We start from the raw sequence: 22,084 nt of genomic DNA on the forward strand, positions 1-22,084 counted from the left end.
CCGGGCAAGACCGCGTCACCCTTCCATTCTAGCATCTCCACGATGCAAAACCTTGTAAACCGAGTTTGGAGATCATCATGAGCACGATGGAAATATGTGAGCCTGTCACCAGCGCCGCTGCGTGGAGGGGCGACCAGATCAAGGCAGGCGAAGATTGGATCTACCATTTGTCTCCAGTGCAGATCAAAGAGCTCGAGGAGCTGGGTTCAAAGTTGGTCGAAGACGACCCAGACCTGCGGTTCGTTCAAGCCTCCGAATATCCGCTGAAGACCTGTGCCGACGCGATCGCGGAATGGGGGCGGGATGTAGATACAGGCCGCGGGTTTGTGCTGGTTCGTGGATTGAGAACACATCTCTACTCGGACGCACTTTCGTCAGCGATCTATTATATTCTCGGACTGCATATGGGCGATCCGATCCGACAGAACGAGATGGGCGACCTGCTGGATCACATTTACGCAACATCCGACAAAACGATGGATGACCCAACAGCGCTATCGTCCAAGGTGCGTGACAAGCTGGTCTTTCACTCCGACAGCTCGGATGTCGTGGCCCTGATGTGCTTGAGGCCTGCAAAAGCCGGGGGGGCATCCTGCCTCGTTTCGGGCGCCGAAATTTATAACGAGATTTTGCGACGCCGACCGGACCTTGCGCCGCTTTTGCTTGAGCCTTTCCATTGGGACTGGCGCAGGCAAGACCACAATGCGCCAGCGAACACTTATACTTCGCCGATCATTAGCATCGAAGAAGGTGTGTTCAGCATGTATGCAGGCTCATTGTACATTCTGACGGCTCAGGATTATCCCGGCGTCCCGCAATTGAGCGACGCGCAGAAAGAGGTGCTGGAGCTGTTTGACGAGATCACATATGAACCTGGCATGGCCATCGAGATGGATTTCCGGCCCGGTGATATTCAGTGGCTCTCTAACTATGGCGCGCTACATTCTCGAACCGAATTCTTCGACTTCCCGGAACCACAACGCAAGCGTCACCTGTTAAGGCTCTGGCTGAGCCGGGATGCAGGACGACCTGTCGTCGAAGGATTTGGAAAGAATGGAGTTGTCCAGGTTCGCGAAAAGCCGCGCGAGGGTGCAGACGATGACAATGCGGGGAAATTCAAGATTGCGGACGCCGCTGTTCCACGAATGATATCCTGAGGTATCCGAGCAATCGGAACGCCGCGCGTAGCCGTTAAAAACAGAGGATGACCTGAATGCCGCAACTACGCATCGTCAAAAGATCCGGAGAAGAAGCGATCATCGACGCAACCGCTGGACATAGTGTGATGGAAGCCATCACCAATTCGGGCGTAGAGGACATTGCTGCGATTTGCGGAGGAGCATGCGCGTGCGCGACCTGTCACGTGTATGTGGCGGAAGAATATGGCGAGCTTGCCGGTGCCGCTTCGGAATCCGAGCGAGAATTGCTGGACTTTTCAGATAATGCACGCCCGCAATCGCGGCTATCTTGCCAGATCATCATCACCGAGGCCTTGGCAGGTTTGCGAGTGGAAGTGGCGCCGGAAGAAGATTGAGCAAATGCGCTCTGAAGCGAGCCGATCAATAGTTGAGGCGCGAATAGTCAAGAATGCTGGGTAAATGTCGGGTGATATTCCAGTCAGGAAATGAGGGAAGTGAAGCATGTCTCAGCAACTGGTGCCAACAAAATTCGATCTGCCGTCCGATGCTGGAGGCAAGGATCTTGGTATCTTCATGCCGATTGCGAATGGCGGATGGATTTTGTCGAAGAACAAGCCAGAGCTTGATGGGTCGTATGCCTACAACCGCCAGGTGGCGGTCCTAGCCGAGAAGTATGGATATGACTTCATCATGTCTATGGCGAAGTATCGCGGCTACGGTGGTGAAACCGAGCACTGGAATTCTACGCTTGATGCGACGGTGACGATGGCTGCACTTGCGGAGGTGACTGAGCGGGTAAAGGTCTGGACAACGGTTCATACCATTCTGCAGAATCCGGGCACCGTGGCCAAGATGATTGCAACGCTGGATCAGGTCACCAAAGGACGGGCCGGCCTGAATGTGGTGACCGGTGCCTACAAGGGCGAGTTCTCGCAAATGGGTATGTGGCCGGAAGGTGTCGATCACGACGCCCGGTACGATCTCGCCAAGGAATGGATTCAGGCGATCAAAGCCCTTTGGACCCAGCCGTCGGTGACGATGCAGGGGGATTATTTTCAATTGGAGGATTGTGTGTCCGACCCCAAGCCATCGACCAAGCCTTTCTTGGTTTGTGCCGGTTCGTCGGAAGTGGGCATGCGCTTCAGCGCCAATGAAATGGACGCCATTTTTCTCTCCGGTGATGTGCCTGAAAAGCTGGCGCAGTCGAGTAACAAGGTAAAGGGCATCGCTGCTGATATGGGGCGTTATATCCGCACATATGCCATGCAGACCATCGTGCTGGGCGAGACCGAAGCGGAAGCCGAGGCGACCGCCCTGCATTATCGCGAAGGCTTGGATGAAGAAGCCCTGCGCGGAATGATGCGCGCTTACGGCTTTCTCGATGCAGAGATTGGCGAGGAGAATGCCTTCGTGAAAAAGGCACGCTCATCCTTTATGGCGCCTCATGTGGCTGGCTCGCCAGACACTGTTATCGAAAAAATTGGTGAGTTGCTGGAAGTTTCGGGAATCGATGGGCTCATGCTGATCTTCCCGGACTATATTTCTGCCATGCCTTTGTTTGCAGAACACGTCATGCCCAAATTGCGGGCCAAGTTTCCTGCGCTTGCCGGGGCAGCTTAGATGACGTCGCCGCTTTCTGTTGAGGCGCTGCCGCATGTCGACCCAACCCTCTTGAAGGAGATCATTGAGCCAGCGCGAACAGCTCTCTTGTTGATTGATGTGCAGGTTGACTTCGTATCGCCAGATGGCGTGATCGGAATGGCGGGCGTCGACATGTCCGGTATCAACTCTGCCATCGACAAGATGGAGATAGTGCGCGCTACAGCGAAGACGCAAGGGGCTGCCATAGCTTTCGTCCGAGTGGTCACACGGGAGGAAACAGATTCTACCGCCCTCAAGAATCTGTATGCTCGGCGCGGACGTCCTGGCCAGCATGCAATCTGCCGCGCAGACGAGCCAGGTTCGGACTATTATCGATTATTCCCTGAGGACGGAGACATCGAGATCGAGAAAGTCCTGTTTGACGGCTTTTATGGGACGGATCTCGAAGAACAGTTGCGCGCGCGTGGAATCGACACAGTTTTGGTCGCGGGTGTGACGACTGATTGCTGTGTTGACCAGACCGCGCGCTCGGCCTTCCATCGGAACTTCAATGTGATTGTGGTGTCTGACGCATGCGCAGCTTATGAAGATGCGCTGCACACCGGGGGGTTGTTGGCGCTCGAAAAGAACTGCGCTTTGCTGGCAGATACTGAGTCAGTGCTTTCTGCTTGGAGCAGCGCTTCGGACAAAGCCTGACGAGGAAGCTGTCGAGGCAATTTCGCATTCTGTTCGAAGATCAAAAAATCAGTTCGCATGCCGTCAATAATGCGCCGCCAACATGTGCGATCGTAAGGTCGTGGCGGGCGTGCGGTATCAGGCTGTATCTGACCGGCGTCTCGTCCCTTTTGTGAAGGGAAGCGGACATGTATCGAAAATGGATAATCTTTGCGGTTATCGTTGTCGGATTTTTTGTCTTGAATGCGAGTACATTTGCTTCTCTCGGAGTGGTTTTATTCGTCATGGCGGATGATCTGGGTTGGTCCTACACATCCGCAGGTTTGAGTTTCACGATTTTAGGGCTGGCCGTGGGCTTGACCAGCTTCCTGCCAGCCATCCTGTTGCAACGGATTGGCGCGCGCCTGACCTTCTGTCTCGGGTTTTTCTGCGTTGCTTTGGGATTCGGGCTGGCCAGCGCCAGCCAGGGGCTTGGCATGTTCTTCGCGGCAATGTGCCTTGCGGGTGCCGGATTCTCGCTGGCCGGGAACGTCACGGCCGTCTGGCTCATCGGTGAATGGTTTCCCGAGCATACCGGCCGCATGATTGGTCTCTATCTCATGCTGGGTGGAATTGGAGATATTCTGGGTCCCAGCCTCAGCCACTACATGATGGAATGGACAAATTGGCGTTTCAATTGGATGCTGCTGGCTGTCATCTGCGGCGTTCTCATCCTTATTGGTGGAGCATTCATCACAGAGCGCCGAGGCGTATCCGGGGGCACGGCGACGACTGACAACTCGCGCGGGGGCGACGATGCAAAGGAAGTCGACGGGGCCATTCCATCCTGGAGAGTGGCTATCGGACGGCCTCTGTTTCTGGTTATCGCGGCCGCCATCACGTTCAATCTCGCCTGCGTTACGACGGTGCATTCCATCGCGGTGAGCCACTTGAAGCTCCTTGGCCTGTCTCCGGCTGTCGGGGCCTTGGGGCTCAGCTTCATGGCGTTCGTGTCGCTCGCGTTCAAAGGACTGGCAGGTCCGCTCTGCGAGCGCTTCTCGTCCCGCCACATGTTGGCATTGAGTATGGCGCTGCAGGCTGTCGGGGTCATCATGTTTGCTATCGCGACCAACCCGGCCCTTGTTTTGGTGTCATCACTAATGTTTGGCGCTGGCTGGGGTATCACTGTTGTCGCAACCATGGTCCTGCTTGTGGACTGCTTTGGGCGTGTAATTGGTGCACAATTGCTAGGCGCGGCTCACCAGATATCGTCTATTGCTGCCTTTGGCCCGTTGGCAGCTGGCGTGGCAGCTGACAAAATCGGCTCGTTCGCGCCCGTCTTCTTTGCGTTCGCGGTGGCCCTTGGTGTGCTGGCTTTGATTATACAGGTTCTTCGCGACCCTGGAATGTTGAAACCTTCTCAGGTGCTCACTCGACCGGTTTAGAATGCGGCAAGAATAACCATTGTTCGATCATTTTGCACGGCCTGTCCAGCGAGGTGGTGGGCGGCGTTTGTGGGTGTAGAGAATAGGTGTTAAGTGCCAATTTTAAAGAGTTTTCAATTATTTTGGCGCTGGAAATCAAGTCAGACCCAAAACCCGGACATAGCGTAGGGTATCGCAAATTCTGTGATTTCTGCAGCTTGAGGGATAATGTCATGGGTCGGAACAAAAAAGTCATTTTGAAGTATAGCGTCGCATGTGCGGCAATGAGTTTGGCCTTTATTCAGGGTGGAAGCGCGTTTGCGGACGATGCTGCTGGTGATGACGATTCGGTTCGTAATATGAACCAAATAACCGTTTACGGAGAAAAGCGCGAAACTACTCTCCAGGATGCGCCAATCGCATTGAGCGCGATCACGAGTGATATTCTTGACCAGGCTGGCATTACGGACCCCAGCCAATTGAATGGCTATGTGCCTGGCCTGATGATCACCAAGAGTGGTGGGTCCGAGCGCATCGTGACAATCCGGGGAGTGGGCCAGCAGACGCCAGAAAACTTTGCAACCATTCCGGGCGTCTCCTTTCACGTAGATGGTGCGTTCCTGCCGAATTCAATCGCGTTGAATATGGGCTTTTTCGACGTTGACCGCATTGAGGTTCTGAGAGGTCCGCAAGGCACCGTGTTCGGGCAGAGCTCAACGGGCGGATCGATCAACATTATCACCAAGCAGCCGACCCTTGATGAGTACAAGGGCACCTTCAAGGCAACGCTCGGCGACTACAATTACGTCCAAGGATTTGCGTCTTACAACGTCCCCATCGGTGAAACGGCAGCTATTCGCGGCTCCATTCAGCAAACGTCCCATGATGGCTATGCGACTGCCACCAGCGTAGATGGCGGATATGAGCTCGATGATGCCGACAATGAGCACTATCGCATTGCGGGGCTTTGGGAGCCGACAGACAAGCTGTCCACGACGCTTTCCTATACGCTCTACAATGACAAGCATAATGGCGGTGCCTTGAAGAATCTCGAGGACCCAAACCCCGACATTCGAGAGCTAACTCAGGACTTCCCTGCCAAGTTCAAACTGCGTTCAGAGCTGGCGACGTTGAACGTCGCTTACGAACTGCCGTTCGCGACACTCAAGTCGGTGACAAGCTATCAAGATCTGACGCACGACCAGTCATTCGATGCTGATCGGTTGGATATTGCGACATATGGTGGATATGACCATGTTGCGACTTGGGCGACAGATGCCGAGACCTTCATGGAAGAGTTGACGATCAGCTCACTGCCGGAGGCCCCAATTGATTGGATCGCGGGTGTTTTTTACTCCAACACAGATTCCGCTCAATACGTGGTCGAGTATCGTGAGTTGGGGGTCACCTCCATTCCGCCCCTACTTGTGCTTCCGAAGGATACGCCTCAATCGGCAATCCCGGGTAATCTGGCTTATGAAAACATCTCCTCGGTGAACCGGGAATCCATCGCCCCATTCTTTCAGGCGACGGTGCCAATCATGACAAATCTGAACGCCACCATCGGCGCTCGCTACAATGATGATAAATATGAGGGCGAAGGCGCTTCCTATTACTCAACTCCTACTCAGAGCTCTTTCGATACCCAGACTTGGACTGGGAAAGTCGGGCTGGACTATGATCTTTCCGAAGACTCCATGCTGTATGCGAGTTGGTCGCGAGGGTACAAGCCGGGTGGCCTGAACGGAGGCTCCTCTGGTGCACTGACCGTGTCAACGACCTATGATGAGGAAGTCGTCGAGGCGATTGAGTTCGGTTCGAAGAATACTTTCCTGGAGGGGCGCGCGACACTGAACGCTTCCATCTTCTTCAACCAGTATGAAAACATGCAGTTCATTGAAGAGGATCCGATCCCGTATTCGGGTGGCATCGGGAATATTCCTGAGGCGGAGACTTATGGTCTGGAACTCGAAGGTAGCTATCTGGCATTTGATGACCAGCTGATGCTTGGTGGTAATATGGCTTTGCTGGACGGCGAAGTTACAGCGGACTATGAGGCGTTGGATCGTCGTTTGGCGGATATCGCTGCTGCGTCGGCCGAGGCGACCGGTACGATTTACCCTTGGACATTCGATTGGTTCCTGGCGCGCCAATCCGCTGCGGTACAAGTCAATGGCAACACGCCACCAAATCTGGCTGACTTGACCTATAATCTGTATGCCGCATGGTTCCAGCCGATTGGCGATCATGGAGAGCTCACGTCTCGGATCGAGAATGTGTATGTGGGTGAATACGAAGCTCGTATCTTTAATACGGACGGAGCCGACGATGTATCTTCCTACAGCCTCTGGAATGCCTATTTCCAATACAAGCCTGATGAAGGTCCGTGGTACGTTTCTGCTTCGGTGACAAACATCGCAGATGAGGAAGGCGTGTCTGGCCGGTTTGTGGATCCATACTCTAGTGGAACGGTTAGTAATGAGTATGTGCCACCGCGCCAGCTGCTCGTTACGTTTGGCTTCGAATTTTGATCCAGACACTATGCTAATCGAAACGAAAGGTAACTGACGTGTCAGACTTTGAAGGTGACAAGGACTATAGTAGTTTTAAGGCCAAACGGATGACACCCTATCTTGGCGCAGAACTTGAGGGCATAAACCTGACGAAGCCCTTGTCACCGGCTCAGGCTGATGAACTACGCGATGCGCTGGCCCGGTTTCAGGTGATATTTTTCCGGGACCAGCCCATCAGCCATGATGCCCATAAGGATCTGGGGCGGCTATTTGGGCCGTTGGCTATCCATTCGGCCGTTGCAGGGATTGACGGGCACCCGGAGATCGTCGCCATTCATGCGGATGCGGATTCCAAATATGTTGCCGGTGAAGGGTGGCATTCTGACTTAAGCGCTGATGAGGCGCCGCCGCTGGGAAGCATTCTCTACTTGCATACGATCCCGGAAACGGGCGGAGACACAATGTTCTCCAGCATGTACAAGGCCTATGATGCGCTGTCTGATCGGATGAAGGCCTATCTCGAAGGGCTTGAAGCGGTACATGATGCCAATCCGGTTTATCATGCTCTGTTCAAGGACTATGATACGAGGTACCCGGTTGCGACGCATCCGGTTATCCGCACCCACCCTGTCACCGGAAAGAAGTGTATTTTCGTCAATTCGTCTTACACGACCCGGATCGAGGGAATTCCTTCAGAGGAAAGTGACGCGCTTCTCAAGTTTCTGTTTGACCATGTCAAGAACCCGAACTTTCAGGTTCGGTTTCAGTGGCAACCACACTCGATCGCTTTCTGGGACAATCGTGCCGTTCAGCATCTGGCGGTGTGGGATTATTTTCCAGAGGTTCGGTCCGGTTACAGGGTGACAATAGCCGGCGACAAACCATTCAGCGGCACACTTCAAAATCGAAAACTGGAGACAGTTGCTGCAACTGTTTGACCTCTGACTCATCGCGGTAGTGCGAGTTAATTATGACGACGGTTCAAAACTACCGTGAAGCTGCTCGATGCGTCTCGGTCTACAACACACAGTCCAGACCCAGCAGGGGCCAATAGGTTCCCTGCCGGGTCTGATGTGGATTGACGTGTGCGAGTCGGACCAGCTACGCTCCGACCACTTCAGGAAGAGCTTTGCAGAACCGTTCTACATCTTCGATCTTTCCCATCGAAACTCGCGTCCATTCATTGTAGTCCATATACTGTCCGCGAACGGATATGAGTTTTGCCGCCATGGCTTTTTGAATATCGTTCGCTTCCTTGCCAGACTTGAAGTAAACGAAATTGGTTTGGGACGGTAGCCGCTCAAGACCGAGCGTATCGATGGTCATGTTCACCATCTCACGAGCTTCGACAATTTTCTGTTTCGAATAGGCTATGAACGCCTCATCCTGGTAGGCACCTATAGCGGCAGCATAAGAAGTGCAGGGAGACCATGACATCACGACACCTCTGATTTTCTCCGCCGTTTCTGCGGATGAAATTGAATATCCCATGCGCAAGCCAGCCATGCCAAAAATCTTCGAGAAGGTGCGTGTCACAATGACATCGTGGCCCTCATCAATCAGCCCGATACAGGTATTGCCTTCGGGATCGTCGGCGAGCTCCATATAGGCTTCGTCGACCAGAACCGTCGTTTTTGCAGCCATGCGCTTCACGGCCGATTTCAGCGTTGCCGCGTCTGACACCATACCCGTAGGATTGTTGGGATTACACAGCTGGACGATGCCTGTTTCTGATGTGACTTTCGCCTCGATCGCCGCGAGGTCCACGCTCATATCGGCTGCAAGTGGCACCCGATCGATGCTTCCGACGCCTTGGTTGACGGCATACAGAGCAGTCGTATCCCAGAAAAGACGGGGGGCGACAATTGGGCCCGTCTTGCCGTAGATCATCGCGATAGCGCTGAGCACCTCGCCGGATCCGGTGGTCAGAACGACTTGCTCAGGTGTAACACCATTCTTGTCCGCGATGAGCTGTGCAAGCATCTGAATGGCCTCAGGCGAGGTGTAGTACGCGCCCTTGTTGGCTGCGTACTCTACCATCTTCAATGCGGCCTTGGAGGGGCCGTATGGGTTCTCGTTGCGGGAGAGCAGTGCCACTCCTTCCTTGGGCCCCAGCAGATACGGGTCCGGCGTTGCAGTCGCGGGAAAGGCGCCTTGTGTTTCGGCTGCTGTGGTTGCGCAACCGGCAAGGCTCGCCGTGGCGAGTCCGCCCGCCATCAAGAACCGTCTCGATACGTCAAATGCCATTTTCATTTCCTTCCTGATTTCACTTTTAACTCAACGTGTTTGCTTTTGCTTCACCCCGTATCAGGTGAACGAATTCCATAGAACGATTGCGGATGTTGCAACCAAGTATACTCCGAACACTCGCTTCAAGGCGGGCCCGTTCAATGCGTGGGCAGCCCGCGCGCCGAGTGGCGCGGTAATGAACGACATTGCCGTGATGGCAACGACAGCTAGAATATTCACATATCCAAAAGAGCCAACGGGTAGCTGGCTGGCGCCTAACCCCAGAAGCGCAAATCCGATTGCGCCGGGGACTGCGATGATCACGCCAAACCCGGAGGCTGTCCCGACAGCCTGGTGTATGGGGCGGCCACACATGGTCATGGTAAGTATGGCAATCGTTCCGCCACCTATGCCTAACAGAGCCGAGAAACCTCCAAGAAAGGAAGCAAGCCCGGCTAAAGCTACCCCTTTGGGCATTTCGTTAGACAGTTTTACATCCTTCAGAACGGGCATGATGAAGTGCAGGCCCATCAGAAAAACACCAATCGAGAAAACCCACTTCAAAGATCTGCCATCCATGAATTGGGCCAGAATGATGCCACCGATGACGCCGACGAGCAGCCAGGGTGCCCAGTCCTTTATTATTTGAAGGTCGACAGCACCCCGTTTGTTGTGGGCGTGAACCGATCGGGATGAGGTAACAATAATGGTGGCCAGCGATGTGCCGATGGCCACATGTGTCAGCACTTCGCCATCTACGCCGAAGAAGCTGAAAACCAGAAGCAAAGCAGGTACCACGACGAACCCGCCGCCAATTCCAAATAATCCTGCGACAAAGCCGGCGATCAAACCGGCGATCATCAAAACACTGATTAACTGTGCCAATTGCAATGGATCGTATTCAAGTCCCAGCATTCAAGGTCCAGTTCTGAAAAGAATGAGTTTCGATGATGAAGTAGGTGTGGGGGGCGCCCGGGAGCGCCCCCCAACTCCAAGTTAACCTGTACGGTGGCTCGGTTGATAAACATCAGAATGTCGCTGATGCCTTGACGTAGTAGTAGCCACCTTGCCAGTCGACGACGGAGTCAGATCGATAGATCCGTCCACAGCAGGTTTCGCCAATCGCCGCATCGCCTGCATCTGGATAGTTGTCGAATGCGTTTCTGACACCAGCGGAGAGGGTGAGAGCATCGTCGACTTCATAGGATGCTTCGAAATCAAACAGGATTTCTCCGTCCCATTCCTGGATATCGGCGAGGGTGGATGAGGCCGCATTTTCATATCCACCATAATAGTTGGCGCGACCAAGGAGACTGATCGGACCAGCCTGGTGGAGTACGGTGAACACGCCCCGCCAGTTGGGTGTGCCATTCAGGAAGTCGAATTGGCTCTCGTCATTGAAGAGTGCGTCCACGTCGCTGTCAAATTCAGTCTTGTTATAGTTGACCGATCCAGTGAAGCTTGTGTTTTGGCCATTCGCCCATGGCATGGTGTATGTTGCCACGATGTCGACGCCAGATGTGGTCGTGTCGAAAGCATTGGTGAAATAGAACACGCCGCCAATCGACTCAGCACCGGTGACACCGGCAGCGACGAGCGCGAGATAGTTGTCATAGGCTGTCCCTGAAGCCGGATCGCTTGAAACGTCCTGAGTGGAGATTGCATTGACCCGATCAGCCAAGTCGATCTGGTAGAAGTCGACTGTCAAACTCATATTCTCGAAGTTCGAGGTCATGCCGAGTGTGTAGTTTGTGGATGTCTCAGGTTCGAGAGGTGTCGCTCCCAGTGCCTGCGCTACTGGTCCACTGGCCGGGAAAAGACCAGTCGCTACCGGGAAGCCATTGGGCAGTCGGGTAGAGACGTTAGTGGTACCCTGCTGTCCCGGCGTCGGCGCGCGGAAACCGGTGCCGATCGAACTGCGAAGCGCCAGGATGTCATTGATCTCGTAGCGGCCAGCAATTTTCCAGACGGTTTCAGCATCAAAGTCTGAATAGCTTTCGTAGCGCAGAGCGCCTTGCAAGAAGAGTTTCTCAGTGACATCCGCACTCAGATCCGCATAGACCGAATGAGAGTCCCGCGTATAGTCTTCTGAAAAGGCGGGTGAATAACCAGGAAAGCCATTCGATCCTACACCGACGACCTGGTATACGGGATCATCCGGATCGGAGCAGTCGAGCGTGGATCCTGCAGCCATGACCGCCACACCGGCCGCAGTCGGAGCCATGGAATCGCAGAAGCCGAACGGGTCTGCACCGGCAAACGGACCATCTTCATAAGACGCCTTGTCACCTTCCACCAGTTCATAGGCTTCGTCCAGATAGCTAAGGCCCACTGCGAATAGGAGCGGGCTCGCAAGCCCGACTTCGAATTCTTTTGAGAAGTCAGCCTGAAGTTGTGCCTCTTCGTTGATCAGGTCGCCAGGACGGAACACGGTCGGCGTGTCGGGGCCCATGGACGGGTTGATTGTATTTGCCAGCGTGTACTCGATCTCGTTATGTCCGTAGCGCGCGCTAAGGTCATAGTCGAACCCGGCAATGAGGCCTCGCAAGCCACCAACGAAGGAATAGTCAGTTACATCACCGAAGAATCGCGGGGTGAAACCACCCGGGAAAATCTCCAGCGGCGAATAAATTGATCCATCTTCAAGTCGCAAGTCTTCAATCGTGCCGTTACCGGGATAGCGATAGAAGAAGCCGCCATCTGATTTGCTGCTGGAATAGTTGCCGAAGGAATAGAGTTCGGCTGTGTCGTTGATCGTGTAGGCGGAGTTGTAAAATAGCCGAACGGCTTCGCTGTTGGGTTGGCCCCAGGGTTGAACGGCGCCGAAGTCACCAAGTGACGCAGACGGGACGCCTTCGATGAACTCGGGCGTGAGGCTGGCCGCGTAACCGGCTGTGGGATCGAAGTCCGGATTGCTCGGGTCGAGACAGAACCAGGACTCACAATACTGTTCGCTTCGACTGGTCGCGTCCGCCTTGCTGACTTCACCGGAAACGCTGAGGAAACCTTTCCCACCCAGATCGAAGCCGTAATTGCCCGATACCGTGTATTGGAAGCCATCACCTTCATAATACTGGCCGACATCGACGCTGACCGAACCACCTTCCGAATTGTCTTTGAGCAGGAAGTTGATGACTCCAGCAATAGCATCCGACCCGTATTGCGCCGCGGCGCCATCCCGGAGGACTTCGATGCTTTTGAGGGCAGAAGCCGGAATGGTGGCCACGTCCGGGCCTTGCGTTCCAGATCCACCAATGGTCACGAGTGCGGCGCGATGGCGCCGTTTCGAGTTCACCAGCACAAGCGTCTTGTCTGTTGGCAAGCCACGCATTTCAGCGGGGCGGACAAAAGAACTACCATCAGAAATTGGCTGGCGAGTAAGGGAATAGGATGGAATGAGTGTTTTCAGAACATCATTCGTGTCCGTGAACGGCACCGCGCTGAGTTCATCTTCACTTAGAACATCAATTGGGACAGGCGAGTCCTGGATGGAGCGAGGTTTTCCGCGAGACCCCGTTACCGTGACCGCTTCCTGAACCGAGACATCATCTGTCTCTCCCTCTTGGGCTTGCGCCGCTGTGATCATGGAAAGGCTGACTGTGGCGAAGGCACACGACAGTAGTTGTGTTCGCAGTTTGGATACTTTCATAATGTATTGACCCCTCTATTCGCCGCACGACGAATATGATTTGACCGCCTAAGGACGGACTGGAAATCGAACACCAAGGCACAGCAAAAGCGCTGGTGATCGAGTCGGTTTTGAGAGGCCCGCCTTTGGGCCAAGGCAGCTATCTGCTGCAGAAGACACCCCCTTGTGCCTTCAGAACTGAAGCCCGCCTTTGGGCTTGAAGAGAAGCTTTTCAGGTCATAAAAAAGCTGGGTAGCGGAACGTATTCTGCGATGATGAATGAACACAGTTTGCCAGATTTTCACGCACCCTCGCTCAGCTTAGGTGAAACTTCGAGCAGTGAGGCTGGTTCACGTCAGCCAGGCTGGCATCGTCATATCAAGGCAGCAGGTCCGACAGTGAGATCACGGCATCGCAGACGCTTTTCAGAGATTTTCCTTGGCGCATGGCCGTGGACCGGAGTGACTGATAGGCCTCCTGCTCGCTCATGCCGCGGGTTTGCATCAGAAGGCCTTTTGCGCGTTCCACAGTCTTGCGCGCAGCCAGGTTGTCTTTTGATTTCTGCAATTCACCCTGTAGCGTCGATACGAGTTTGTGCCGTTCCAGCGCGATTGTGATCAGGGGATTTATTCGTGAGGCATTGAGCCCGTCTACCACGAACGACGTCACGCCACCCCGAATAGCCTGCGGCGCAAGGTTTTCCTCGTCACGCTCGACGAACCAGAGGATTGGAAGCTGAGTTGATGCAGCCAGACGCTCGCTGATCGATATCTGCTCGGGGCGTGCCGACTCTGACGAAAGAATTAGCAGGTCGGGCCTGATTCCCTCAAGTTCGGCCGATATGCCCGCGAACGAGAATTCATCAACCAATCTTATCGTGAGGCTTTCTGGCAAACCCTCCAGTATATTTGCGACGTCGTCCTGTGCGTTGGCGACAACAAGCACAGACAGTGCTGATAAATCGGCTCGGTCCGGCATGTTCAATATAGTCTCCCTCCTAGTCTCACATGATAGAAAGGGACTTTTTTTCCAAATCTCTTAGTTTGAATAGCAATACTGGCTGCATTTTTCGTGCCTTTGAGCAAGAAAAGGACAAGTCTGCCTGTTGTTTGATGTCCTGAGGTAGGTGTTTTGATGCTGCGTATCCTAGAAGTATGACAGCACAGACTCGTGATGCGACGCAGCGACCATGAATGGGCTTGCCCTAGAACTCCAGCGCGTGCGCAGCCGAATCGCAGGGTATACTTCGCTGTTTTGCGCTTGCGTCGACGAGCTCGGTTTCCCTCCAAGAGGCTTGCTCAGACAAGCCGTTTTCGAAAGCGGGCGGAGATGAGGTCGAGCGCCATTACGGTCAAAAAGATAACCAGCAACATAGTCCCGACCCGATCATACTGGAACATGTCGAACCGGCCTTTCAATTCCTGTCCGATGCCCCCTGCACCTACAAGGCCGATCACCGTGGCCATGCGTATATTTCGGTCGAGAATGTAAAGGGAGAGGCCTGTATAACTCGGCAGAACTTGGGGGAGGACGGCGATCCTGAGGATAGCAAAATCGCTGGCTCCGGTGGCCTTCAGCGCTTGTTGAGGACTCTTGTTTGCCGCTTCAATATCTTCGGCGTAGAATTTTCCCAGAAAGCCTATGCTGTGAAATGACAGAGCCAGTATACCCGCGATCGGGCCGAACCCAAAAGCAAGCACGAGGAACAGTGCGCTGATCAGTTCGGGAATTGAGCGAAGCAGGGACACGAGTGATCGCGCCACGCCGTAGATGAGGGGATGTGGTGAGTAATTACTGGAGCATAGCCACGCCAGCGGCAGGCTTACCAGTATGGCAATCAGACTGGCCCAGATCGCAATTTCGATTGTCTCCACCATCTTGCCGAGCACGAAGAGAAGATACCCGATCGGTTCGACGAGAAACTGCCGCTCGGACACTTTCGTGGTCATTTGCAATGTGTCCGGATCAAGCTCGGTTGTTTCAATTTCTACCGTCTCAATGTGCGCCAAGAAGGGCAATCTAGATTCATCCAGTCTATCCATCAGGTCTGTGGGGCGACGGTCTGAGATGGCTATAGGGAACATGTCGCGAGTCACACTCTCCATTCCCCTGCTGATTTGTGAACTTTCGCGCAGACCGATCGTCTCAAGCGCAAAATCGCCGATCTGACTGACCATCCGATCCAATTGCATACGCTCTGCGGAGATGCTGGCGGCACTGATGATGAGGAACAATACAAGTAGTGATTTCCACCCGAAAGGCTGTTTCAGATGCCAGGTGTGAGGTTGAGAGTCGTGCGCAGTATCCATCATGTCACGCGACCTCCCTCCGCAGAGCGGATGAAGTTTCGTCGAATTCAAAAATTGCCCGAATCGCATCGTGGGTGAGAGCAGCTGGCGGGCCATCGAATACGATAGTGCCATTGTTGAGACCGATAATTCGGTCCGCATATTCGCGAGCAAGATCGATTTGATGGAGCGAGCAGAGCACGGCTGCATCACGTTCCTGAGCCGCGCTCTTCAGCAGGTCCATTACATCCGCAGACGATCTGGGATCAAGGCTGGCGACGGGCTCATCGGCGAGAATGAGACTCGGATCGCACATCAATGCGCGCGCAATGCCCACGCGTTGTTTCTGGCCGCCAGACAGTTGGCCAGTACGCCGATTGGCATGGTCTTCCGACAAGCCGACACGCGAAAGCAGAGCGCAGGCTTTTTGTTGAATCAAGTGGGGGTAAAATTGAAACGCGATACGCCACCAGGAAAGTGCCGTAAGGCTGCCCGACATCACGTTTTGCGCTGTCGTCAATCTGTCGGTCAGGCCAAAGTCCTGATGCACCATCCCGACACGACGTCGTTGCTTTTTTGTGAGGCGCACTCCGTGAAGCCGAATGTCACCGGAGTCTACAGACGTTAGCTCAACAATGACCCTCAGCAAAGTAGATTTTCCCGATCCGGATGATCCAAGTAGAACGCAGAAGCAACCAGGCCTCAGGTCCAACGAAAAATCATCGAGAATTCTCGGACCGTCTTTGTACGATTTGAACACATTGGAGATTTCCAGCGTCGGGACGGTGGAGGCGGAAGTGGGTTTGTCTGTCATATTGAAAATTGTGCCGTGGTGAAAAGACATCAGCCGCGTTGGGCTGCGTCGGCCTTGCGCAGGATCGCGGCCATATAGTCATCATCCAGAAATGATGTCGCGGAGATCACGCTATCAAACAAAGCTTCACCGGCTTCGGTATTATAGCGATCCACACGCTTGCCGCCGTATCCCCGAATGGCGGCCGGACCAATGCCTTCAGCCTCATGTACATTTGCCATGGCGCGCTTGAGCTTTGCTTTGATGTCCGCTGGCAATGCAGTGTTCATCGCTATGGGGGGATTCGGAATTGGTTGCGATTTGGCGAGCACCCGAAATGCGCGTGGATCCAGACTGCCTTGGTTCACCGCGCGCTCGAAAGACACAAAAGACGCGCCTGCGGCATCTACCAACCCGTTCTTCAATGCCAACAGGCTGTTGGTGTGGCTTCCCGTGATCCGCAAGGCTGATAGATCCTTTAGCGGATCGAGCCCTTCGTCTCTCAACATAACAAGCGGATACGCAAAGCTGCTGGCGGAGTGACTTGACCCCAGTGCGAGCGACCCTCCCGAAAGGTCAAATACAGAACTTGCGTCAGAATCTGCCGCGATGAACAGGCCAGCATAGTAAGTGGATGCACCATTACGTTCTTCGACGGCCAGCAACTGAGCGCACCCGCGGTCTCGCGCTTCTATATAGGAGGCCGGGCCATACCAAACGACATCTGTCAGGCCAGCGCACATGGCTTCTATTACGGAGGCATAGCTTTGCCCGGTACTGACGGTAAAGTGCAGGTCACTGGACCGCGTAATGGCATCAAACAGTGGTTGAAAATCGGCTTTTGTGCCGTCTTCCGTACCGCCATCTGCGGGGATAAGCATGACGCGGAGCGGCTTTTGCGGGCTGCCGACCTCCTGAGTGTGTGCTGTGAAAGCGAACATGGCGGTTAGCAGGAGAAACACTATGATCGACAGAATGCGCATATCCGAGTTCCCAATATCACCTCGCTGCGTCTGAGCTTGGTGCGCCGCAGCATCGATAGTGAGAGACGTAGCATTGGCTTGTGACATTGGTGTTACGCAATTCATATATCCTTGATAATAATTGAGTAGAATTCAATTCTAAGAGTATGAAATCCAGAGGGGCGTGTATGTCTGAGAGCAAAGCAAAGCGGAAAGTGGCGCCGAAACGACGGTCTGATGTTGCGATCGTAGACAATGTCATGACGCGCATCCGGGTGCGCCATCCCTCGCTTGGGCCGAGTACGCGTTCGATTGCGGACTTCGTTCTTGCCAATCCCCGACAAGTGGTGGGGATGTCGGTTACTGAGCTGGCTGAGGCAACCGGTGCCAGTGATGGAAGTGTCATCAATTTTTGCCGCCAGTTGGACCTTTCCGGTTTCCAGCAACTGAAGCTCAGCCTCGCCCAAGAGGTGGTGCAGCCGGTTCAATTCATTCATGAGGATCTCCAGCCGACCGATGATACGCCGACTGTGTGTCGCAAGACCTTCCATGCAGGGGTTCAGGCGCTGAAGGACACGCTCTCGATTTTGGACGCCGACGCCGTATCTGCGGCGGTGGATATTATTCGGGCAGCCAAGCGGGTTGAAATCTACGGAGTAGGCTCGTCCGCGCCTATTGCGGAGGATGCACAATATCGGATGCTACGAATAGGTCTTGATGCGCGGGTCGTCGTGGACAGTCATGTTCAGGCCATCAGCGCGTCGCAAACGGGTCCCGATGTAGCGGTGCTGACCATTTCGCACTCTGGTGCAACGCATGAGACACTTGCTGCAACCAGGTTGGCCAAGGATGCGGGCGCGAAGACAATCATCGTGACCAATTTTTCGAGTTCGCCGTTGCAGGCCTACGCGGATGTGAAACTCTTCACCATGGCTCGGGAAACCAAGTTCCGGACCGAGGCTATGACTAGCCGGATCGCCCAGCTATGTGTGCTGGATGCACTGATTGCAGCACTCGCGCTGGCCGATTATGACCGAGCGACCGAAACGCTCCGCAAAACCTTCGATGTGTTGTCGCTAAAGCGTTTCTAGCCTGTTGCGTCTTTTAGCAGTATCTCAAACACATCTGGTGACTTTGCTGAGGTCAAGATCGCCTTGATTCCCAGTGCGTTTGCGCCAGCGAGGTCCGTCGCTGGGTTGTCGCCCAGCATCACAACCTGATCCGCTGGCAGGTCAAGCGCCTGGCATCCCATCTGGAACAGATGTGGGGAGGGCTTTCCCACGACGTCGATTTTCGTTTCTTCCAGTTCCACACACGCTCTGATGGCTGCCAACAGGGCGCCCGTTTCGGGTTTGATTCCACCGTCTTTCCCAGGATGGGTCTGGTCGGGGTTGGCCACGATAAGGTGGGCGCCGTTGTGCAGGGAGTTTACCGCGCGTTCCAGACGGCGATAGGTGAACCGTACATCGCGGAGCAGTACGACCACGTCTGCGGCTTCCTGAGTCAGGTCGATCCCCATCTTCTTGGCGGTTCCGCGCATGTGCGGATCACCGAGCACCATGACCTTTGCGCCAGCAAAGCCGGTTGCGCGTCTGAGCGCTTCCATTCCAGCGAGAACCACTTGGTTGCGGTCCAGCTGAATTTCGTTGCAGGCCAGTATGTGCAAGAAGTCGTCCGGTGTGCATGTGGAGTTGTTCGAGACAATCGCGGTGCGTGTTTGATTGGCGCGCAGAAAATCTGCAGCCTCGGGCACCAGAGTGTTGCCGAGTGCGCAGCAGCCATCCCAGTCTACGAGAAACCCTTTGGCCGACCGGCCCATGTTGGCTATTTCTTCAGATCGCGGCGTAGCGAACGCGTAAGGCATATTCCACTCCGTTGAAGGACAATCTATTATTGAGTAATTCTCAATTACAAATTGGGATCGAAGTAAATATCATTCACGCAATGTTTTTCAAATCTTCATCTAAGTGTCGCGTTCGACCTCTAGAGCAGCCTCGTGGCAAGCGGCGTCAATCGCGCTCGGCCACAGCCCGCTGATGGTTGGCGGGTGTTGGGGTTAGATGGAGAGACCAGCGATGAGACTTGATAAGAACAGAAGTTTGAAATTCGGTTTGAGCGTCCTGATGGCAAGTGCGGCGATCCCGGCTGCTTTGGCTCAGCAGGGAGCCAGCACGGAAGATTCCCGCCGCCTTGAAACCATTCGTGTCGAAGGCCAGACTGTCGATGCGTCCGCATCCGACATCGCCGTGGACTTCGCTGAATACGGCACGCAAGTGCAGTTGATCAGTTCGGAAGAAATTGAAACGGGCGGGTTCACGAACTTTGGCGAATTGGCCTCTGGCCTGATCCGCGGTGCGAATATTGGCTATTCGCCGGACGAAGGCGAGTTCACCATCCGCATTGATGGCGGTACTGATCGCGATACCTTGTTGCTGGTCGATGGCGTCCCATTCTTCGATCGCTCATCTCCGTTGGAAGACTTATGGCCCGCGACAGCCATTGATCCCCGCATGATTGACGGCGTCGAAGTTTATCGTGGTGGCAACAGTCTCTATTTTGGATCCAATGGTGGCCTGGGTGTCGTGAGCGTGAAAACGAAGCGCCCCGACGGCACGCAGAAGGGCGAATTCGGTGTCTATGCCGGTTCGTTCAAAACCCGCGAGTATTATGGCAACATGTCGTTCCCACTGGACAAGGCAGGTAAACACTCCGTGCTGGTCTATGGCCGCTCCTACGAGACGGATGCGCACGAACTCTTCGACGAGGAAGCCTATGGCGACAATGTGCTTGCGCTCGGCGGACGTCACGAATTCCCATACAGCTTCAATAGTCTGGGCATCAAATATTTGTGGGATATTGCACCTGAGACAGAGCTTCTGCTCGGTGCTTCGTACACGACGATCGATTTCAGAGACTCCTTCCCGCAAAGCACTATATTTCAGCCGAACTTCACAGAGTTCCCGATTTACACCGGAGAATTCAAGCATCGCTTCAATGACAAGCTCAAGCTGAATATCGAGGCGCACTATCAGGACCCTCAGCTCAAGAATAACGAGATTGATGCCCGTATCTGCCAGATCCCCCGTCTTTCTGATCTACCGGATGATATTCAGACCATTGCGGCCGGTCAGGGTATTTCGAGCTTCTCTACGGCAACTGAATTTGAGAGCTTTGCAGCGGGTATTCCCGGTCTGGCTGCAGGTTGTGTCACGAATCCGGTCGGGAGCGCCGGCGGCGCATCTGATGATCGTTTGAATGGCGGTAGCAATTTCTATATCAATCAGGATCCAGACAGCCCGTACTTCGGCCAGCCTTACGGAACGCACCAGAATCCATTCCCAATCGGTGCACCCATTGGATATGTCGTGCAATCTACCGCCAGCTTCGGCGATGGTGGTCTGACGAAAGGCTTCGGGACGACTGATCAGAGGGAGTCTGGTTATGTCGATTACGGTCTGAATGCACGGGCCACTTTTACGGTCAATGAGTATATCGAACTCGTCGCAGGTCTCCAGAATACTACCTATAAAGACAATTCTGACGACTCATTCGGCGTCAAGGATGTCAAGCTCACGAGTACGGGTGTCTACGGGGACCTGAGGCTCTCCCTGCCAGTGCTGGATGGTTTCAGTGGGTCATTTGCCGCTCGTCAGGACTTCAACGACAATTTCGATGATCAGTCGATCTGGAAAGTCGGGCTTCGTCAAAACTTGGGATACGGTATCTATGCGCGGGGGTCTGGCGGCACGTCGTACAGTCTGCCGAAGATCGACGAAATCGGCGCATTCGGATCGGGCGCGAACATCAACCCTGGTCTGGAACCACAGGAAGTCAGCGCGTTTAACGTCGGGGCCGGTATCGATGGTGACATTTTTGGCGGAACCTACAATGTCGAGATCGGGTACTTTGAAACAGAAATCGAAAATCTTTTCTCCAGCAGGGCTATTGGTGCGGTTTGTTATGAATATGCCAATGATGTTGCAAACCCATTGTTCAACAATCTGAACAATGACACCGCAGCGATTGAACAGAACCGTCGGAACATCATTCCGCCGAGCGAGTTCTGCGCCACGGCTGCAGCCGGCCTGAATGATCCTGGCGAAACAGTTGCGGTGAACGCGCTGCGTCAGCAGGATATTGAAGGCTTTACGATTGACGTCGCCTTCGACTTTGATCAGTGGCAGGCAGACTTCAGCTATACTGATATGGAGTCGCTGGAGCCGAACCCAGTCTTTGGAACGATGGCGCGCCTGGATGGCTCCACTACCGACCTTGGCTTTGTCGTGCCGGGGAAGGCTGGAAGCGCGGAGTATCGCCAATCTTCAGAACGTCCGGAGTGGACGCTGTCCGGCCTCATCACCTACACGCCAACAGACCGCTGGACATTTGCACTGAACCCGCGCCTGCAAGGGCCGGAATGGGCATATGCGGGCACCAGCCTGGCGCGCATGGTGGATGAGAACGGAAACCGAGTCGTCGAAGATCTGAACTTCGGTGACTATTTCGTCCTCAATGGATCTGTTCAGTATTTCCTTGGCGAGGAGAAACAGCACCGTTTCCTCATTCGCGGCGTGAACTTGCTGGATGAAGAATATTACGAGCGAGCTTCCGGTGGCTCGGGCTATAGCCGGGACCGTGCCGTGGTGCGCGGAGAAGTGGGCCCGAACGACAGTGCATACTACCGCCAGTATGGGTGGAACGGCAAACCGCGTTCGTTCTGGATCCAGTACGAGTACTCGTTCTAGTCATCCGATGGTCTGACCCTGTGTGAACAGGGGCAGGCTCGCCCCGATTGGATGATTAAAGGCTGCCGGCGTCTGTCCCACATGTCGGCAGCCACCCCTCTTCGCGT

17 protein-coding genes are annotated in these 22,084 nt (G+C 54.4%); 9 read left to right on the top strand and 8 right to left on the bottom strand.

All coding sequences use genetic code 11. The features are described 5' to 3' along the window. Nucleotides 1-77: 77 nt before the first annotated feature. The 7 genes from L53_RS02790 (at nucleotide 78) to L53_RS02820 (ending at nucleotide 8,270) form a co-directional block, all read left to right on the top strand. Nucleotides 78-1,157, top strand: coding sequence for a TauD/TfdA family dioxygenase (locus tag L53_RS02790; RefSeq protein WP_034812023.1), 1,080 nt, complete (start codon nucleotides 78-80; stop codon nucleotides 1,155-1,157). Nucleotides 1,158-1,213: 56 nt separating this feature from the next. Continuing rightward, on the top strand, nucleotides 1,214-1,534 hold the full coding sequence (locus L53_RS02795) for a 2Fe-2S iron-sulfur cluster-binding protein (RefSeq protein WP_034811307.1): 321 nt from the start codon (nucleotides 1,214-1,216) through the stop codon (nucleotides 1,532-1,534). A gap of 106 nt (nucleotides 1,535-1,640) precedes the next feature. Continuing rightward, a complete protein-coding gene (locus tag L53_RS02800; protein WP_034811309.1) occupies nucleotides 1,641-2,759 on the top strand; it encodes an LLM class flavin-dependent oxidoreductase in 1,119 nt (372 codons plus the stop codon). Further along, entirely contained in the window at nucleotides 2,760-3,437 is a 678-nt protein-coding gene (locus tag L53_RS02805) for a cysteine hydrolase family protein (protein WP_034811311.1), read from the top strand. It abuts the gene before it with no gap. Nucleotides 3,438-3,604: 167 nt separating this feature from the next. Then, on the top strand, nucleotides 3,605-4,840 hold the full coding sequence (locus L53_RS02810) for a CynX/NimT family MFS transporter (RefSeq protein WP_034811314.1): 1,236 nt from the start codon (nucleotides 3,605-3,607) through the stop codon (nucleotides 4,838-4,840). A gap of 212 nt (nucleotides 4,841-5,052) precedes the next feature. After that, a complete protein-coding gene (locus L53_RS02815) occupies nucleotides 5,053-7,350 on the top strand; it encodes a TonB-dependent receptor (protein ID WP_034811316.1) in 2,298 nt (765 codons plus the stop codon). 89 nt (nucleotides 7,351-7,439) lie between these two features. Then, entirely contained in the window at nucleotides 7,440-8,270 is an 831-nt protein-coding gene (locus tag L53_RS02820; RefSeq protein ID WP_051607489.1) for a TauD/TfdA family dioxygenase, read from the top strand. A 163-nt stretch (nucleotides 8,271-8,433) separates the two neighbouring features. On the opposite strand, the gene L53_RS02825 is transcribed toward L53_RS02820, so the two are convergent. The 7 genes from L53_RS02825 to L53_RS02855 all read right to left on the bottom strand — a co-directional run bounded on the left by L53_RS02825 (nucleotide 8,434) and on the right by L53_RS02855 (nucleotide 17,253). Next, nucleotides 8,434-9,579, bottom strand: coding sequence for a histidinol-phosphate transaminase (locus tag L53_RS02825; protein WP_034812027.1), 1,146 nt, complete (start codon nucleotides 9,577-9,579; stop codon nucleotides 8,434-8,436). A gap of 60 nt (nucleotides 9,580-9,639) precedes the next feature. Further along, the gene (locus L53_RS02830; RefSeq protein ID WP_034811319.1) at nucleotides 9,640-10,476 is read right to left on the bottom strand and encodes a sulfite exporter TauE/SafE family protein; all 837 of its coding nucleotides are present in this window, start codon (nucleotides 10,474-10,476) and stop codon (nucleotides 9,640-9,642) included. Nucleotides 10,477-10,588: 112 nt separating this feature from the next. After that, nucleotides 10,589-13,210: a TonB-dependent siderophore receptor gene (locus L53_RS02835; RefSeq protein ID WP_198019720.1), complete on the bottom strand. Its 2,622-nt coding sequence runs from the start codon at nucleotides 13,208-13,210 to the stop codon at nucleotides 10,589-10,591. A 357-nt stretch (nucleotides 13,211-13,567) separates the two neighbouring features. Further along, on the bottom strand, nucleotides 13,568-14,167 hold the full coding sequence (locus tag L53_RS02840; protein ID WP_034811324.1) for an ANTAR domain-containing response regulator: 600 nt from the start codon (nucleotides 14,165-14,167) through the stop codon (nucleotides 13,568-13,570). Nucleotides 14,168-14,487: 320 nt separating this feature from the next. Further along, a complete protein-coding gene (gene phnE, locus L53_RS02845) occupies nucleotides 14,488-15,501 on the bottom strand; it encodes a phosphonate ABC transporter, permease protein PhnE (protein WP_051607490.1) in 1,014 nt (337 codons plus the stop codon). Nucleotide 15,502: 1 nt separating this feature from the next. After that, nucleotides 15,503-16,321 carry a phosphonate ABC transporter ATP-binding protein gene (locus tag L53_RS02850; RefSeq protein WP_369794149.1) on the bottom strand — a complete coding sequence of 273 codons (819 nt, stop codon included), beginning with the start codon at nucleotides 16,319-16,321 and terminating at the stop codon, nucleotides 15,503-15,505. After that, nucleotides 16,321-17,253 carry a phosphate/phosphite/phosphonate ABC transporter substrate-binding protein gene (locus tag L53_RS02855; protein ID WP_034812034.1) on the bottom strand — a complete coding sequence of 311 codons (933 nt, stop codon included), beginning with the start codon at nucleotides 17,251-17,253 and terminating at the stop codon, nucleotides 16,321-16,323. The genes L53_RS02850 and L53_RS02855 overlap by 1 nt, the downstream gene beginning before the upstream one ends. A 167-nt stretch (nucleotides 17,254-17,420) precedes the next feature. On the opposite strand from L53_RS02855, the gene L53_RS02860 reads away from it, so the two are divergent. Then, entirely contained in the window at nucleotides 17,421-18,323 is a 903-nt protein-coding gene (locus L53_RS02860; RefSeq protein ID WP_034811326.1) for a MurR/RpiR family transcriptional regulator, read from the top strand. Here L53_RS02860 and L53_RS02865 read toward each other — a convergent pair. Next, nucleotides 18,320-19,096, bottom strand: a complete 777-nt coding sequence (locus L53_RS02865) for an HAD-IIA family hydrolase (protein WP_084332998.1) — start codon at nucleotides 19,094-19,096, stop codon at nucleotides 18,320-18,322. The two genes, L53_RS02860 and L53_RS02865, sit on opposite strands and share 4 nt — an antisense overlap. 211 nt (nucleotides 19,097-19,307) lie before the next feature. Between L53_RS02865 and L53_RS02870 the strand changes: the two genes are divergently transcribed. Beyond that, nucleotides 19,308-21,977 (top strand): TonB-dependent siderophore receptor, encoded by a 2,670-nt coding sequence (locus L53_RS02870; RefSeq protein WP_034811335.1) that lies wholly within the window; start codon nucleotides 19,308-19,310, stop codon nucleotides 21,975-21,977. The last annotated feature ends 107 nt before the right edge of the window (nucleotides 21,978-22,084 follow it).

The organism is Hyphomonas sp. L-53-1-40, from assembly GCF_000682775.1.
Taxonomy (GTDB): domain Bacteria; phylum Pseudomonadota; class Alphaproteobacteria; order Caulobacterales; family Hyphomonadaceae; genus Hyphomonas.

What these genes read in the sequence shown, in the direction of transcription:
- L53_RS02850 (WP_369794149.1), bottom strand. Translation starts at nt 16,321, where the DNA reads ATGTCTTTTCACCACGGCACAATTTTCAATATGACAGACAAACCCACT.
- L53_RS02795 (WP_034811307.1), top strand. Translation starts at nt 1,214, where the DNA reads ATGCCGCAACTACGCATCGTCAAAAGATCCGGAGAAGAAGCGATCATC.
- L53_RS02820 (WP_051607489.1), top strand. Translation starts at nt 7,440, where the DNA reads ATGACACCCTATCTTGGCGCAGAACTTGAGGGCATAAACCTGACGAAG.
- L53_RS02840 (WP_034811324.1), bottom strand. Translation starts at nt 14,167, where the DNA reads ATGCCGGACCGAGCCGATTTATCAGCACTGTCTGTGCTTGTTGTCGCC.
- L53_RS02835 (WP_198019720.1), bottom strand. Translation starts at nt 13,210, where the DNA reads ATGAAAGTATCCAAACTGCGAACACAACTACTGTCGTGTGCCTTCGCC.
- L53_RS02860 (WP_034811326.1), top strand. Translation starts at nt 17,421, where the DNA reads ATGTCTGAGAGCAAAGCAAAGCGGAAAGTGGCGCCGAAACGACGGTCT.
- L53_RS02865 (WP_084332998.1), bottom strand. Translation starts at nt 19,096, where the DNA reads ATGCCTTACGCGTTCGCTACGCCGCGATCTGAAGAAATAGCCAACATG.
- L53_RS02810 (WP_034811314.1), top strand. Translation starts at nt 3,605, where the DNA reads ATGTATCGAAAATGGATAATCTTTGCGGTTATCGTTGTCGGATTTTTT.
- L53_RS02790 (WP_034812023.1), top strand. Translation starts at nt 78, where the DNA reads ATGAGCACGATGGAAATATGTGAGCCTGTCACCAGCGCCGCTGCGTGG.
- L53_RS02825 (WP_034812027.1), bottom strand. Translation starts at nt 9,579, where the DNA reads ATGGCATTTGACGTATCGAGACGGTTCTTGATGGCGGGCGGACTCGCC.
- L53_RS02855 (WP_034812034.1), bottom strand. Translation starts at nt 17,253, where the DNA reads ATGCGCATTCTGTCGATCATAGTGTTTCTCCTGCTAACCGCCATGTTC.
- L53_RS02800 (WP_034811309.1), top strand. Translation starts at nt 1,641, where the DNA reads ATGTCTCAGCAACTGGTGCCAACAAAATTCGATCTGCCGTCCGATGCT.
- phnE (WP_051607490.1), bottom strand. Translation starts at nt 15,501, where the DNA reads ATGATGGATACTGCGCACGACTCTCAACCTCACACCTGGCATCTGAAA.
- L53_RS02815 (WP_034811316.1), top strand. Translation starts at nt 5,053, where the DNA reads ATGGGTCGGAACAAAAAAGTCATTTTGAAGTATAGCGTCGCATGTGCG.
- L53_RS02870 (WP_034811335.1), top strand. Translation starts at nt 19,308, where the DNA reads ATGAGACTTGATAAGAACAGAAGTTTGAAATTCGGTTTGAGCGTCCTG.
- L53_RS02830 (WP_034811319.1), bottom strand. Translation starts at nt 10,476, where the DNA reads ATGCTGGGACTTGAATACGATCCATTGCAATTGGCACAGTTAATCAGT.
- L53_RS02805 (WP_034811311.1), top strand. Translation starts at nt 2,760, where the DNA reads ATGACGTCGCCGCTTTCTGTTGAGGCGCTGCCGCATGTCGACCCAACC.